This is a genomic window from Calothrix sp. FACHB-168 (assembly GCF_963889195.1).
GTDB classification, from domain to species: domain Bacteria; phylum Cyanobacteriota; class Cyanobacteriia; order Cyanobacteriales; family Nostocaceae; genus Aulosira; species Aulosira anomala_A.
The window spans coordinates 12,997-28,731 of sequence record NZ_CAWPNJ010000061.1 but is presented as its reverse complement, the minus strand read 5'-3'; the positions used below and the strand labels follow the sequence as shown (position 1 = coordinate 28,731).

At 41.4% G+C, this 15,735-nt stretch carries 8 protein-coding genes; 3 read left to right on the top strand and 5 right to left on the bottom strand.

The genetic code is table 11. The features are described 5' to 3' along the window. Nucleotides 1-144 precede the first annotated feature (144 nt). Together AACW45_RS30300 and AACW45_RS30295 are read right to left on the bottom strand one after the other, a co-directional pair. On the bottom strand, nucleotides 145-3,498 hold the full coding sequence (locus tag AACW45_RS30300; protein ID WP_190636839.1) for a HEAT repeat domain-containing protein: 3,354 nt from the start codon (nucleotides 3,496-3,498) through the stop codon (nucleotides 145-147). A gap of 410 nt (nucleotides 3,499-3,908) precedes the next feature. Then, on the bottom strand, nucleotides 3,909-4,757 hold the full coding sequence (locus AACW45_RS30295) for an immunity 49 family protein (protein ID WP_190636836.1): 849 nt from the start codon (nucleotides 4,755-4,757) through the stop codon (nucleotides 3,909-3,911). Nucleotides 4,758-5,221: 464 nt separating this feature from the next. Between AACW45_RS30295 and AACW45_RS30290 the strand changes: the two genes are divergently transcribed. From AACW45_RS30290 to AACW45_RS30280, 3 genes are all read left to right on the top strand, one after another. Continuing rightward, nucleotides 5,222-5,596 (top strand): hypothetical protein, encoded by a 375-nt coding sequence (locus AACW45_RS30290; RefSeq protein WP_190636835.1) that lies wholly within the window; start codon nucleotides 5,222-5,224, stop codon nucleotides 5,594-5,596. Between the two features lie 669 nt (nucleotides 5,597-6,265). After that, nucleotides 6,266-6,715 carry a XisH family protein gene (locus tag AACW45_RS30285; RefSeq protein ID WP_190636833.1) on the top strand — a complete coding sequence of 150 codons (450 nt, stop codon included), beginning with the start codon at nucleotides 6,266-6,268 and terminating at the stop codon, nucleotides 6,713-6,715. Next, the gene (locus tag AACW45_RS30280; protein WP_190636831.1) at nucleotides 6,703-7,026 is read left to right on the top strand and encodes a XisI protein; all 324 of its coding nucleotides are present in this window, start codon (nucleotides 6,703-6,705) and stop codon (nucleotides 7,024-7,026) included. Before AACW45_RS30285 ends, AACW45_RS30280 begins: the two co-directional genes overlap by 13 nt. Before the next feature lie 7 nt (nucleotides 7,027-7,033). On the opposite strand, the gene AACW45_RS30275 is transcribed toward AACW45_RS30280, so the two are convergent. From AACW45_RS30275 to AACW45_RS30265, 3 genes are all read right to left on the bottom strand, one after another. Next, nucleotides 7,034-8,740, bottom strand: coding sequence for an N-acyl-D-amino-acid deacylase family protein (locus AACW45_RS30275; protein WP_190636829.1), 1,707 nt, complete (start codon nucleotides 8,738-8,740; stop codon nucleotides 7,034-7,036). Between the two features lie 403 nt (nucleotides 8,741-9,143). Further along, the gene (locus tag AACW45_RS30270) at nucleotides 9,144-13,364 is read right to left on the bottom strand and encodes a chemotaxis protein CheB (RefSeq protein WP_190636827.1); all 4,221 of its coding nucleotides are present in this window, start codon (nucleotides 13,362-13,364) and stop codon (nucleotides 9,144-9,146) included. 713 nt (nucleotides 13,365-14,077) lie between these two features. Beyond that, nucleotides 14,078-15,253, bottom strand: a complete 1,176-nt coding sequence (locus tag AACW45_RS30265; protein ID WP_190636825.1) for a PAS domain S-box protein — start codon at nucleotides 15,251-15,253, stop codon at nucleotides 14,078-14,080. Nucleotides 15,254-15,735: the final 482 nt, after the last annotated feature.

Genomic DNA, 15,735 nt, shown 5'->3' with positions numbered 1-15,735 from the left:
TGTCACGTTAAGTTAACGTTTGATATAGCTGTAGTTAAGGATAATTGTAGGTTGGGTTGAACGAAGTGAAACCCAACATTTCCACGGGTTTGTTGGGTTTCGTTCCTCAACCCAACCTACACAGCTGCGCAAGCGAACATAATATTATGCGGAAAAATCCAAGATGATGCCATCTTTGGCACGCATATAAAGTACTGGTGTAGCAAAGTCGCGTTGATTTAATCCGACTTCCTGAGAGATGGCGTTGCGGGTTGTTTGAATAGCAGCGTCTACGGGATAGCCGAGAGCCAGGGTGCGATAAAATTCATCAGCAAAAATTTTGGCGGTGGTGTCACGGATAGAATATTGCATCGCCACTACCGCAGGGATTCCCCGTTGTACGAGATTGGGTGCGATTCCGGTAAAGATTTGCTGTTCTGACACTTCTGCGCCTTTACAAGAATTGAGTACAGCTAACCCCAAGCTGCGGTAGCCTAAGAAGAAGTCGGCGAAACCGTTTTCATCCATCAATTTAGCTTGCTTATTGTTATCTTCTAGGGCAATGTAGCCTTTGTTGTCTTTAAAAACACCATGCCCGATGAAGTGGAATATATTATAGGGTTTTTCGCGCAGCTTTTGATTAATGTTGCGGGTGGTAGCTTCCTTGATAATATCTAATTCTATTTGACCTGCTTTGATGTGTGTTTCCAGCGCTGAGTTAATCAGCGTTGCTTCGCCAGTTGCGTCTAATGGAGCTAAGTCAGTAGGAGATGAAATGACGAGTAGCACTTTTAGGGGTAACTTAGCGGTTTTGATATCGCGTTTTTGCAGGGGAACATCAATATAGCGAGACAGCACTGTTTGGATGTTGTTTCCTAAAAAGGTAGTGGTTTCTGCGTCATAAAGGAATTCCCAGGGGAGTGCGGCTAATTGCGGAGATTGAAATATTAAGCGCAAACGAACGCTTTCTTGATTTGCTTGTGCCCCTGCCATTGTGGCATGGAAGCGAGCGTTAATTTGGTTGGGAAATAGCGCTTGGTAAAGTTGGTTTCCTAAACTTTTGAGTAATTTATCATTTGTTTTGTTCAACTCAATCAGTTCTAAGGCTAGTTCAATTTCGTTTATGTCTAAGCGTAATTCAGCCGAAACATCACCTTGTTCTGAAGAGGCGCGGATTTGGTGATTTTTATCAATTAATATTTGAAAGTCTTGGTATTGCATAGTTTTTGATTCTGTTTGAGTTGCGTTTTTAATTGAGGGAGAATGAAAAATTTCATGGTTGTAAAACTTGTAACGCTCTTGAATCTTTGAAATGACATTCTTTGCATAGTCTACCCCAGCTAATCTTAACTTCCACATTTGAGGAAGTATTTCAGAGCTATAGATTTCTCCTAATGCTGATGCGGCATTTATACGTACATTAGAATTTTGATCATTCAAAGCTTGAGTTAATGCGGCTACTGCTTGGCTATCTTTGATTTCTCCTAATGCTAATGCGGCATTTCTACGCACATTAGAATTTTGATCATTCAAAGCTTGAATTAATGCGGCTACTGCTTGGCTATCTTTGATTTCTCCTAATGCTAATGCGGCATTTCCACGCACATAAAAATCTTGATCATTCAAAGCATGGATCAATGCGGCTACTGCTTGGCTATCTTTGATTTCTCCTAATGCTAATGCGGCATTTCTACGCACATCAGAATCTTGATCATTCAAAGCATGAATTAATGAGGATACTGCTTGGCTATCTTTGATTTTTCCTAATACTTCTGCGGCCAATCTACGCACATCAGAATCTTGATCATTCAAAGCATAAATCAACGTGGCTACTGCTTGGCTATCTGTGATTTTTCCTAATACTTTCATAGCAGTTGTATGCCCAATAATATCTTGACGATTCAAAGCATAAATTAATGCGGATACTGCTTGGTCACCTTTGATTTCTCCTAATGCTAATGCGGCATTTATATGCACATCAGAATCTTGATAATTCAAAACATGAATCAAGGCGACTACTGCTTGGCTAGCTGTGATTTTCCCTGATGCTTTTACAGAAATTATATAGGAATGAGAATCTACATTTTGTAGCCCATTAATTAAAAATGCAACTCCATGCTTAGAGCGCGTACTCGTTAAAAACTCTATCTTGAGCAATTCAGAAACTTCTAACTCTAGAATTAAATCAACTGTTTTTTTCTGAAACTCCGGCTTTACCTCTCCTGCTAACCTTGCGCCTAACTCCAAATCCACCTCTAGCGCTAACTTCACCACCCCTACTGCTGGCGCTTCTTTCTCCACTAAAGCCAACATCAGCGCTAAAGGTTCTGTCCACTTTAAATAATTCAGATAATCCCGTGTCAACTTTTCATTACTAATATGGGTAAGCTTCTGAAGTAGACATTCCGCAGCGTAGTATTCCTGAAGTAGCTGGTGGCGAAACTCTATTTTTTCATTGCTACTAATTTGGATTAAATGATGCTTGAGTAAATCTTTCAGCAATTCTTTGGCGCGAGTAGGCGGATAATCAACTTTCCCTTCTAGAAACTTCGTCAAAATTTCTTCCGCCTCAAGCCTATCAATGATGACTCGCAATTCTGTTGGCGTTTCTCCTTGCATCATGGTGAAAGCCAATGCTTCCAATGACTCTTTCCACCAGCCGCGCAACTCCTCAACTACTCGAACATCATCTTTGATTTTGTCGGCATAAAATTGCGTAAACTGGCGAAACACCAAACCTAAATTTGGCGGTATATTGTTTGTTTGTTGAAATAAATCACAAAACATCCACAGCAGCAAAGGCGTTTTCCCAAAGGAGCGCAATCTTTCACCTAACCGCCGTAGCATTTCCTCACCTGTTTCGGGCAAATAGGCGCGGATAAACTGCTGCATCTGCTCCTCCGTTAGGGGTTGCATTTCCAGCTTTTGCTCAATTCCCAAATCGCTACCTACCCCCAAATCTCGCGTAGTGAAAATCATGGGGGTTTTGGGGTTATTTATCCGAAAAGTTTTTAACTCTCGCCTTGCTTCTTCATTGGGTAACTCGTTTACCCCATCCACAAGCAGCAACAATTGTCGGTTACGCAACAAGGTTTTAATTTCTACATCATATAATCCATGCCGTTGCAAAAAACTTTGAATCAAATCCAGCACTGAAGTTTGGTATTGTCGTAACTCCACCAGTACGGGTATGCACCCTGAATCGCTCCGGGATTTTGCTTTCTCTGCTTCTTCAAACAACATCTGTGCTAAAGCTGTAGATTTGCCTGAACCTGGTTTGCCTACAAGTAATACATGATTCTCTGCATATTTACGTAACCCTTCCTGCACTGGTAAGCGTTCTGTTTTCTCTTGGGTGTCACCTCGGTTGTCTTGCTTTGGCGACACTGTTGCTACCATCAAGCCCTCAAACGGTGAGTTTTGTCTACGCCCTTCGACATCTGTAATGGTGTACTTTTCCCACCAATGTTGGTAAGTGTGGCAGACTGATTCTAGGTAATGTTGAAAATCAGCGTTCATGCAGGAAGTTGACTGAGCAAGGGCTAAAATTGTTGCTTAGGCTGTATGAATAATTAGTATAAGCTCAAATTTTAGGTTTACTTATTAATATAAAGGGGCATTGGGCATCCCTTCGACTTCTCTTCGAGACGCTACGCGAACGCTCAGGGCGAGTGGGCATTGGGCATGGGAAGAGAGATTTTATACAGCAGATTGCTAGTTGGTGAGGTAGAAGCGATCGCTAATTGTAGGGGCACTGGCACTGTTCATAGGTGTTAACTTAACGTGAAACCCGCTTGGCGGCAACGTTCTGCCCTCACCCCCAGCCCCTCTCCCTGAGGGAGAGGGGAGCAAGAGATTTAATTCCCCTTCTCTTGGGGGAGAAGGGGTGAGGGGATGAGGGCGAGGGTTTTTGTACTGACAGGTGTAGGTTAACTGCGCCTACAATTTGCTAAAAATGGGGGAATATAATCAGATTCAACTTTGATTGTGAAATTCTGTGATTTAATTGCGATCGCACAAGTTGCCAGTAATTTTAGAGAAATCCAGCCTTTAGGATTATAAATATGAGTTTCTTGAGTCCAAAATTGTTGGTGAGCAGTTAATGCTAAATATAGCTGCTCGTTAAATGCTTGTACATCTCCAGCTATCAACTTTTGCAATAACCGCAATTGTGGATAGCAAATTAGGTTCACAAACTTGGTACGCAAGGGATTATCCTGGGGCTGAATGGCGGCGGCTATGGCGGCGGTTAAAAAATTCTCGCTGTTTTGCTGATTATTCAGAAAAGTGCGGATAAATTGATAATATTCTCTGTTAAAGTGATTTTCCTGTTTAGTATAATTATCATTACTAAAGTCATCTTCTGTCATTGTCGTTAAAAAACTCAAACTTTCGCGATCGCCTAGCAGAATGCAAGCATCAGTAGCAGTTACCCAGTTGTCTAGATACATATACTCTGAATGCGCTTCTGGGACAAAATGCAATGTAGTACCATTGATAGTGGCTGTAAAAGGTGCAGCTCCCGAACCAAAACGAAAATGGCAAATTGCCACTGTTTTGAATAATTCTAGATAGTGCCAGATTTCTAGTGGCGATCGCTCCAGCAATACGGCACAATTAATAGCATTGAGTAAATGTCCTAAAGAAGCTCCCAACATAGAATGAGGCTTCTGTGCAAATCCTTCCAGCATCAAAGGTAAAAGATTATCCTCAATGTAGCTCAAAATCTGAGCCGCATCTTTTTTATCTAAAGTTTGATGTCGCTCGATTTTTTTCAATTTATCTACCCTACCAAGGTATCTGCATCATTTATAGCAATTCGATTTGAGATGCAAACACAAGGGGGAAGGGAAGGGGGACAAGGAAGATAAGTATTTATAATGCATTTAGGGTTGCTATTGCTCCTAAGCCATCGACTTACATTGTTAATGTATCGACTTACATTGTTAATGTAACGCCTTACATTGTTAATGTAACGTCTTACATTGTTAATGTAACGCCTGACATTGTTAATGTATCGACTTACATTGTTAATGTAACGCCTGACATTGTTAATGTAACGCCTGACATTGTTAATGTAACGACTTACATTGTTAATGTAACGCCTGACATTGTTAATGTAACGCCTGAAAAAGCAGTTAACCGTTAATTTAGGCTTGGTTTATCCAAAAACATCGCCTTAGTGCTATTTTTTGAGGCGTTAATGGGCATATTAAATACATACCATTACTACGTGTTTTCTATGGCTATCCAAAATACAAGACGCCGTTTAAGTCCTCAAATTATTAGTCAAGATGTGAAGTCTTTGCGTGGATTGCAAACCGTTACTACCTATGATACAACCCGTGCTGATGCTTCCATTGCAAATCTTCAGAACGCTTATCAAGCAATGTTGGAGCAGCAACAAGCCGAAACTGAAAGATTCGCTGTATACCGTGCGGCTTTGGATGCTGCGAGGTTAGCAGAATGGGAATTCCACAATGCAATTTTAGCAATGAAAGAAGCTGTAAAGGGGCAATATGGTTCGGATAGCGATCAAGCGCAAGCTGTAGGGTTGAAGAAGAAATCTGCTCGCAAACGTCCTAGCCGTCAAAAGTCGGTTGAGGTTACGAGTTAAGGGACTTTCAGCTACAAAAATATACTATCACTTTGTCGGCAGGGGGCAGGGGGCAGGGGGCAGGGGGCAGGGGGAAAAATAATACTAATTTGAAACAAGAATGCGACAGATTGTAGGGGCAAGGCAATGCCTTGCCCTCTATAAATATGTTGATGTGTCGCAAACATTATTTAAATTGGAAGTCCTTCAAAGGGAGACAAAACGCTTCCTAATTTTTTCCGTTTTAAGCGATCGCTTATTTGTGGCATTTGATAGCATGGTGATTTAAGACTACGCGCTTGGGGGCATGGCAGTGCCAGTGCCCCTACAATTAACGATCATCAAATGCTTGCCAGTCTTTTGTGTTTGAAGCGATCGCTTAGTTGTGGCATTTGATAGCATGGTGATTAATGAGTACGCGCTTGGGGGCATGGCGGTGCCAGTGCCCCTACAATTAACGATCGTCATATGCTTGCCAGTGTTTTGTGCCTGAAGCGATCGCTTAATTCTGACATTTGATAGGATGGTGATTTAAGACTACGCGCTTGGGGGCATGGCAGTGCCAGTGCCCCTACAATTAACGATCATCAAATGCTTGCCAGTCTTTTGTGTTTGAAGCGATCGCTTAGTTCTGACATTTGATAGCATGGTTATGAAAAACTACTGATTAATAGTCTTATCTAATACAATATGCCATCTAGGGATGCAATTCATGAAACTGTCAAGCAAGCGCTGACTAAAGATGGTTGGATAATTAAAGATACTGACGACCCTTATGTAATATCCTACGGGGAAAGATTTCTGTTTATTGACTTAGGGGCGAGTAAATCTGCAACTAATAGTAATGAGAGTAGGCTAATTGGGGCTGAAAAGAATAATAACCGGATTGCAATAGAGATTAAAGAATTTAAAGCTAAATCTATCATTAAAGATTTGGAACAAGCAATTGGGCAGTATGTTTTGTATGGTTTACTTTTGGGAAAAGTAGATCCAGAACGTGATATTTACTTAGCAATTAGCGATACTCTTTATGAAGATTTTTTTCAGGAACCGATAGGTGAACTTGTAATTAAAGAGCTACCATTAAAAATGATTATTGTAAATTTACAAAGGGCGGAAATCACACAATGGATAAGCTAAAAAAATATCGTCAAATAGTGAAGGAAGTAGTAACTCAATACTCTAAATTTAGACCGTCCCATGGTAATATTCGGTTAGATACTATTTTTGATGAATCTCAAGATAGATATGCCTTAATGCAAGTAGGATGGGACAGGGGAAAAAGAATTAGGGGTAATCTAATTTACGTAACTTTATCGGCAGAAAAAGTAATTATTGAGTACGATGGGATGGAATCAGGAATTACTCAAGATTTAATCGATCATGGTATTGCGGAAGAAGATATTGTTTTAGCTTTTGTGCCTCAGGAAAATCATCGAATTCCTGCTTAAATTTGAATTAACATGGTGACAAAACGCTTCCTAATTTTTCTCGTCCTAAGCGATCGCCTATTTTACCCTCAGCAAAAACCCTCACTCCATTAATATACACTGCTTGCACAATCTCGTCGGAACCACGTTTAACTATGCGCGGTTCGTTATCTAGCAGGGGATCTAAAATTTCTACTTGGGGACTGATGGGTTGATTTAAGGCATTGGGGTTAAGTAATAATATATCGGCTTTTGCTCCTACTTTCAGCACTCCCGTATTTAGCCGAAACCAAGCGGCTGGTTCGCCGGTAACGCGAGAAATCGCCGCTTCTGGTGTGAGAAATTTGGTTGCAACTGCTTGCTTGAGTAAAGACAAAGCGCCATCATAGTAACCCAGGTTACGCACGTGAGCGCCTGCATCAGTAAATCCTGGGAAGATATGGGGATGCTGCATCATGGCTAACCGTGGCTTTAAGCGGTCGTTTGCGCCTGTGGCTACCCAGCGTAAATCTGTATCGTATTCTTGTAATGCTTGTATAAATAAATCTATCGGTTCTTGTTGTTGGCGGCGGGCGATTTCGGCAAAATTTAAACCTTGCCAACTGGCATCAGGACAGTTAACCACTTCCATTAAGTCTAATTGGCGATGAAATGATTTAAGCTGTTTATTCAGCCATTCTTGGCGAAACTGAGCGCGAAAACTTGCTGAACGCCATAATTGTTGTCTTTCCTGGCGGGATTTACAGCCGTTTAACTGTGCGCCTGTAGGGAATTCTTCAAATAAGGGGGTAACAGGGCCATCTGAGTAAATTGTGAAGGGTTCAGTTAAGGTTTGCAAGCGCACGTTACCGTTAAGCAAGCGATTCCAGATAAATAGAATGGGTGCAAATATGCGCCAGAGTTGCCGATTATGGACAGCATCTAAAGCCGAAAGAATTGTCAGCCGCAGTGGTTTACCAAACCCCGAACCCATGCGCAGAATATCAACAAAAGAAGTTAGCTGGTGTAAATTGGGCGTGACTTGAAACACGCGATCGCGTTTTTTACACAAATTTGCTAACATTGCATATTCCCTAAATTTGGCATGTTGGGAAGGAATAGTATCACCTTGCCATTCTCCGCTCATGCGGTGCCAAGGAAACATATCAATAGAAACGCCGACAAATCCCGCATCTAAAGCATCTGCGGTAATGCGTTGCATGAGTTTGAGTTCAAATTTGCTCGGCTGTACAGTTAAACTGCGTTCCAATCCCATGACGTAAGCGCGTAAAGCACTATGTCCCAATAATGGTGCTACATTGGGGCCTAGTGGTAACTGTTGTAAATGTTGTAAATATTCTCCTGGTGTTTGCCAAGCCAAGGATTTATTTAGCCATTTGCTAATTAAGCGATGGGAAAGCGTTTCTACCCTTTGAAAAATATCTGCGAGAACTTGCGGTTCACCGATGGCAATTGACAAACTACAATTACCAATAACTACGCTAGTCACCCCATGACGCACCGATTCACTTAATTCTGGGGCAATTTCCAACTCTAAATCGTAGTGCGTATGAATATCAATAAATCCCGGCGTCACCCACAACCCAGAGGCATCAACTATTTCTTTTGCTGGGGTAGATATGGCAGGAGAGATAGCGAAAATCTTGCCATTTTTAATCCCAATATCGCCGCGCACAGGCGCAGAGCCTAAACCATCAAAAATTAACCCGTTTTGAATTAGTAAATCTAAGGTCATTTTGAAACAAGAACGCGACAGATGGGTAGGGAACATCCACAATGTTTTGGCATATCCAATATCTTACTGGTGCCCATTGGTGTCAACTTAACGTGAAACCTTCTTGGTTGCAAGGTTTCGCCCTCACCCCCAGCCCCTCTCCCTCAGGGAGAGGGGAGCAAGAGATTTAATTCCCCTTCTCCCTGAGGGAGAAGGGGTTAGGGGATGAGGGCGCGAAGGTTTTTGTACAACACGCGCCGTATATAGCTTTTAGCTTAAGTTGACACAGGTGACTGGTGCCGTGCCCCTATAAAGAATTTATCTTTCGCAAACATTATTTGAATTGGTATAAGATTATTTTTCAATACAGACGCGATGAATTGATAAACAATACAGACGCGATGAATCGCGTCTCTACAATAAGCTACCCCCTGCCCGCCAAGGCGGCAACAATAAATAATAATCGCTCTGGTTCAATGGGTTTGGCGATGTGCATTTGAAATCCGGCGGCGAGGGCTTGGGCTTGTTCGGATTCGGCTGCATAGGCGGTGAGGGCGGCGGCGGGAATTTGTCCGCCAAGTTCTGCATCTAGCGCTCTGATTTGACGGATTAAATCATAACCGTCTTGTTCTGGTAAGCCAATGTCAGATAGCAACACATCATAACCCGTGGGGTTAGCCATTAAGGTGGATAAAGCAGCATTAGCTGAGGCTACGGCTGTGACTATGACTCCGTACTGTTCCAAGGTAAGGGAAAATAAATCGCGAATATCTGCTTCATCATCAACGACTAAAACCCGCAAACCTACCAATGAGGGGAGATTTTCTAAGGATTGTTCTGGCTGGGTGGGTAAAAGTAACTGATTAACTGTTGGCGGGGAAGTTTCGCTTAACTGAGTTTGCAAAGGTAGTCTAACTGTAAAAGTTGCACCTTGCCCTTCTCCGGGGCTTTCAGCTTCTACTGTACCACCGTGAAGTTCAACTAAATGGCGCACGATGGAAAGTCCTAACCCTAAACCAGGGTTGGCGCGTCTTCTGGTACCGTCGGCTTGGCGGAAGCGCTCGAAAATATAAGGAAGAAAGTCAGGTGTAATTCCTTGCCCTGTGTCGCTGACTTGAATTTGAGCGTGAACATCACTGTAATCTAAGATAATGTCAATTCTGCCCTCGGCTGGAGTAAATTTAATCGCGTTAGACAGTAAATTCCACATTACCTGTTGTAAGCGGGTAGGATCGCCGTTAATTCTTCTGTCTGTGCTATCTAGCTGAGTGACAATTTGAATATTTTTGGCTTCAGCAGAAATCCTGACAACTTCAATGGCGGCGTTAATTACGGGTACTAATTCCATGAATTCTGCATCTAGACGCAGCCTACCAGCGCTGATGCGAGAAATATCTAGCAAATCGCCAATTAACTGCGCTTGAGCGATCGCGCTACGCTCAATTGCTGCTAGTCCTTGATTAATTATCTCTGGAGTGAGATTTGGCCGTTGTAGCATCTGCGCCCACCCTAGTAAGGAGTTTAAGGGGTTGCGGAGTTCGTGAGACAAAATTGATAAAAATTCATCCTTGGCGCGGTTGGCGGTTTCGGCGGCGGTGTGGGCTGATTGTTCTTGAGTTAATAACTGAATGCGTTCAGCTTCGAGTTGCTTTTGTTGAGTAATATCTTCAATGACTAAGAGAATTAATTGCATATTCTCAATTTGCGGCATTCTTCGCGCATTTAGCCGCATAATTTTGTGCCCAATAGACTCAAAGTTATGCTCGACTTCTAAATCTTGAAATGGGGCGTTGCTGGGGATAACATCTTGTAGGAGCGATCGCAATAACGGAATATTCCACTGGCCATTACCCAGTTCAAATATTAAGCGCTGTTCGGTTTCTGGTGGTAGTACTTGAAAGGTTTCGTAAAAACTGCGATTGGCTTTGACTACCCGTAAATCTAAATCTAATACCACAATCGATTCCCGCACGGTATCCACAATCGCCTCGGCGTAATCTCTGGAGGCGCGTAGCTGTTCGGCGCTGCGTTTTAGGGCGTCAATATCAACTAATACCACTACTGCACCATCAATTTTATGATCGATTGTCCGGTATGGTCGGATGCGCAAATCGTACCAATGTCCTTCAGCGTCTTGTACTTCCTGGGTTTTGAGGTTGAGGTTACCAATGACTTCTAAAATTTGCTCTTCTAAATCATCAATATTTAAATTGTGATTAATATCACTAATTGGTCGTCCAATATCAGTAGAAATCAGGTTAAAAATTCTCCCCGCCACTGGGGTAAAGCGGCGAATCCGCAAATCGCCACCTAACATGAGGATGGGAATATTAATATTGCTGAGTAAATTTTGTAAATCGTTGGATACCTGAGTAGATTCGAGATTGCGCCGTTGCAATTCATCGTTGATGGTGTTTAATTCTTCGTTGGTGGCTTGAATTTCTTCTTTGGCGGTTTCTAATTCCTCATTGGTACTTTGCAACTCTTCATTGCTAGAGAGAATTTCTTCGTTAGCGGCTCTGAGGTTTTGATTAGTGGCTTGCTGTTCTTCAATAATTGATTGCAAATATTCTTTCGTTGTGGCTAACTCCTGCTTCAGGGTGTTAATTTCTTGCTCTGCTGCTGCTGCTTGTTTACCCCGGCGAGATTTTAAATTGTGATCGCTCTCCGGTGTGATATTAATTGTTGAGGCTGGCATATCAGCAAACATCACTAAAAAATAGCGTTCTTCCCCACCGCGAGCTTTAAACGGTACTACATCCACCTTTACCAATCTCACTTGACCGTTTTCAACAATTTGGATACCTTCTTTACATACTGATATCTGTCGCTGTTTTGCTTGATGAATCACTGTCCGTAATTCTAACCGCAGTTCTTCTTTTGCCATCTTTAACAAATTAAAGCTAGGTCTGCCGGCTGGCGGTTGGAGATAGGGACTAGTGTGACCGCGAAATTGCAGAATTTCTAAATCGTTGTTAATAATCACACCAACTGGCGCATACTGACTTAAAATGATTTGGTCAGCAGTTCTTTGCATCTCCATCTCATTCCAAGTATGATCGCTCGCTGCTAACTGGGGAGTACTTGCCTTTAGGGGAAAGTTATTGGTAATTAAATCTATACCCAACCGCGCTGGAGCCATTTTTCGGCTATATATCTTGGACTTTCTCTCCAATAAACTAAATAAATCCGAAAATTCTCCTACAGTCTCGGAAGTGCCTAACATTAAAAAACCAGTAGGCTTAAGACCATAATGAAACAAAGGTAGAACTTTCTTTTGTACGGCATTGCCCAAATAAATTAGCACATTGCGGCAGGTAATTAAATCTAAGTGAGAAAAAGGCGGGTCAGCAATCAGGTTTTGTCTAGCAAAGATACATAATTCCCGTACTGGCTTGCTAATTTGGTAACCACCTTCTACCTGCACAAAAAAGCGCTGTAGGCGTTCGGGAGAAACTTCGGCTACTAGGCTGGGTTTATAAATCCCGATGCGCGCAATTTCAATTACCGCTTCATTAATATCTGTAGCGAAAATTTGGATAGTGGTATTAATTACCCGATCTCCTAAAAATTCCAACAAGCAAATAGCTATTGAGTAAGCTTCTTGACCGGTAGAACATCCCGCTACCCAAATGCGAATTGGTGAATCTAGGGTGCGGTTTTCGGTAATAATGGGGAAGACTTTGGTTTTTAAAGCGTCAAAAGATTCGCGATCGCGGAAAAAATTCGTCACCGTAATCAGCATATCTTGATACAGTGCCAAAACCTCTGGCGGATTTTCCATCAAATAGCGGACGTAATCTTCCAATCTTTCTAACTTATACAAAATCATCCGCCGCACAATTCGCCGCTTGAGAGTAGTTTGTTTGTAGTGGTTAAAGTCTACCCCCGTAGCCGCCCGCAATAAACTAAAAATAGTCGAGATAGCATCGCTGTTAGTTGGGATTGGCTCAGATACTTCCGTTGTTGCGGCTGGTGACTGGCGTTGAATATAAGGATGACGGCTGAGTTTTGCGAGTTCTTCAGCAATTTCTTGTGGAGTCAGAATAAAATCCACATTACCCGAAGCTACAGCCGTATTTGGCATAGCACTAACTTTTGCTGAATCTTGACACTGCGCAAAAGTAATTCCACCAGCTTCTTTAATAAATTCTAACCCCCTGGCCCCATCGCCATCGCCTCCCGACAGCACTATCCCAATAGCTTTATTTCCCCTATCTTCTGCTAAAGAAATAAAGAAAGTATCCACCGACATAAACAACCCGTAGGTTTTCTCTCTCGGAGTCAGTTGCAACACTCCCTGAGAAATAGTCATTTTCGCATTTGGCGGAATCACGTAGACATGATTTGCTTCCACAACCATCCCATTCTCTACTTCCCGCACAGGCATATTAGTTGCGCGGGAAAGAATTTCACTCAACAAACTTTTTTGATGGGGACTCAAATGCTGAATTAATACAAACGCCATCCCCGTATCATCTGGTAAATGGGTGAGTAATTCCCTAAAAGCATCCAATCCACCCGCAGAAGCGCCCATTCCCACTATAGGAAATAATGTATTGTCATGATTGTCTTGTTCTTCATTTGCAGATTGACGAGCCGAAGAACTAGATGGAGATTTTTTAGCAGAACGCCTAGAGGTCATGGTGTGAGTAATTAATACTGGGGGATATTAGGTATTTAGCTATTAAAACTACAGATATGCTTTGCACTTTATCAGATATTAATCCAATCATCTAGCGGACTGAAGCTTTCATCTAAAAACAATATTTGTGTATTAAGTCACTTAAAAACTTAACTTCAGTCAAGTGTGGTGTTATTATTTTATCTTGATTTATTCAGCAATTTATATTAACTTTGATATTTATATCCAGCCAATAAATATTAGTATTTGTAGGGTGTGTTGTCGCGTAGCGCAACGCACCGATAAAGAATTAATGTTTAAAGATTTAAGTTTAATTTGGATAAGCGTTGCCCAGTAAGCGCTTCGGGGCATGGCAGTGCCAGTGCCCCTACAATCATAACTGGCAATCTGCTGTAAATTCTCATCGCAATTTAAAACAAGAATGCAACAGTAGGGATATGGCAATTCCATGCCCTCTAGAATATATTGAGATGCTGCAAACATTATTTAAATTGATATTAGTTAATCAATATAAACCAGGTGCGTTGCGCTGCGCGACAACACACCCTACATAAATATTTAAAAATAACTTTGTCATATCAAGCTGTAGTCACATAAATTAGGATATCTTCAAAGCACAAATGCTACGGTTTTACCTTCTGCCCTCTGCCTCCTGCCTGGTCACTGAGCTTGTCGTTCGACGGAGTCGTTCCCGCAGGGTAGTGCTGCCTTCTTCAAGCACAAATGACATCTGTTAAAATCATGTGTTTGCGACTATCAAAACTAATTTTACCTTCTTGCTTTAATTTGCTCATAAAGCGGGTAATTGTCACTCTATTTGCACAGCAAGCACTAGCAATATCTTCATGAGTTAAACGCACATTTAACCGCGTTCCTTCTGCTACAGGTTCGCCAATTTCTTGTTTGAGAAATTCTAAAAAGTAAGATAATCTTTCTTCTACTTGGCGCTTACCAGAAATTGCTAGTAAATATTCTGTTTGCTGCAATCGTTCATTAATTTTCGGTAAAAAGTTATGGCTAAGTTGCGGAGAAGCAGCAATTTCTGAGACATGAACTGATTGTAATTCTACTTCTGATAAAGCGATGGCTTGGTAAATTTTTAGAGAAGTCATGCTAGCACCAAATATCATACCAGAGCCGACTAAACCAATGAGTACTTCTTCCCCTGTTTCACAGAAAGTACTAAGTTTTACCCAACCTCGACTAACTTGTAAAATCTGTAGCGGGTTGAGACTAATATTGTCTCCCTTATCGTATTTATATAAGCGTTGATCTCTGATAATGCCGCTAACATTTTTCATTCCTGGTGATTCCCATTTCTGGCGTTCAGTTATATTCCTAATTAACCAGTTAAGAGAAATGACTTTACCCTGTGCATTGCGAATAACTGAAACTGTTAACGCCGCATTGAAAATATCACCATGACGTTGTTGTAAGTTAATTAATAATTCTGTATTTCTATCAGATTCTCCTAAGCGGTTAATTTCCGTCCGCAATTGTTGACGTTCTTCGATGGGAACAAAATTAATAATTGGCTTACCAATTAAAAATTGTTGAGAAACATTGAGTAATTTAGCAGCCATTGGGTTAGCTTCACAGATGATACCTGAGGCGTTAGTAATTAAATAACCATCTGGTGCTGTATCGAATAAATCTTGATAACGTTGGCGTTCGGTTTCTAGAAAATTTTGTGTTTGGATGAGTTCTTCATTTTGCTGATATAGTTCTTCAACCGCCAACTGCAATGTTTTTGAACTGTTGTGAAGTTCCGCAAATGCTTGGGGTAGCATTTCCGTTGGCATCCAAGGCAGAATAGTAGCAGTTTGATATAAATCTGCTAACCGCTTGTGCAAGACTTCTGTGCGTTGGAAAAACAGCTCTAGGTTCATTGGCTTCTCTCTTGTTGCAGTTGTTAACTAAGTTTGAACGCTAGGAAGAAAAAACATTTAATATCATGACAAAATCAAATTTTTATTAAAAATCTTTTACCATAAGAGCATTTGTGCAAATTCTTGCACAAATCCTAACTAAATCTAGATCTAAATAATTGCTTTATATCTACGTGTAAGTTAGGCTATGCAAAGAATAAATAATAACATAAAGTCCCCAAAACACCACATTTATTTAATGAAGTGTAAAAATATACATTTTCAGCTAATAACTGCTCAGTTGCTGGGCATAGGACATGGGTTATAGATCATGGCTGTATCTAGATTGATATTTGTCAAAGTGGTATTTTCCAGCTAGTTGTTTTTATAGCGTTTCCTAAGCTACTGAGGTACACCCAAATCTTGCTGGACAAGGTGATTAGCTTTGAAAATGTACTTCACCAGATTGGGAACCGCTATAAAAGTTGAATAAATCCTGACTG

Excerpts from the sequence above, each read along its gene's own strand:
- AACW45_RS30275 (WP_190636829.1), bottom strand. The coding sequence starts at position 8,740 with ATGACCTTAGATTTACTAATTCAAAACGGGTTAATTTTTGATGGTTTA.
- AACW45_RS30265 (WP_190636825.1), bottom strand. The coding sequence starts at position 15,253 with ATGAACCTAGAGCTGTTTTTCCAACGCACAGAAGTCTTGCACAAGCGG.
- AACW45_RS30300 (WP_190636839.1), bottom strand. The coding sequence starts at position 3,498 with ATGAACGCTGATTTTCAACATTACCTAGAATCAGTCTGCCACACTTAC.
- AACW45_RS30280 (WP_190636831.1), top strand. The coding sequence starts at position 6,703 with ATGGATAAGCTAAAAAAATATCGTCAAATAGTGAAGGAAGTAGTAACT.
- AACW45_RS30290 (WP_190636835.1), top strand. The coding sequence starts at position 5,222 with ATGGCTATCCAAAATACAAGACGCCGTTTAAGTCCTCAAATTATTAGT.
- AACW45_RS30285 (WP_190636833.1), top strand. The coding sequence starts at position 6,266 with ATGCCATCTAGGGATGCAATTCATGAAACTGTCAAGCAAGCGCTGACT.
- AACW45_RS30270 (WP_190636827.1), bottom strand. The coding sequence starts at position 13,364 with ATGACCTCTAGGCGTTCTGCTAAAAAATCTCCATCTAGTTCTTCGGCT.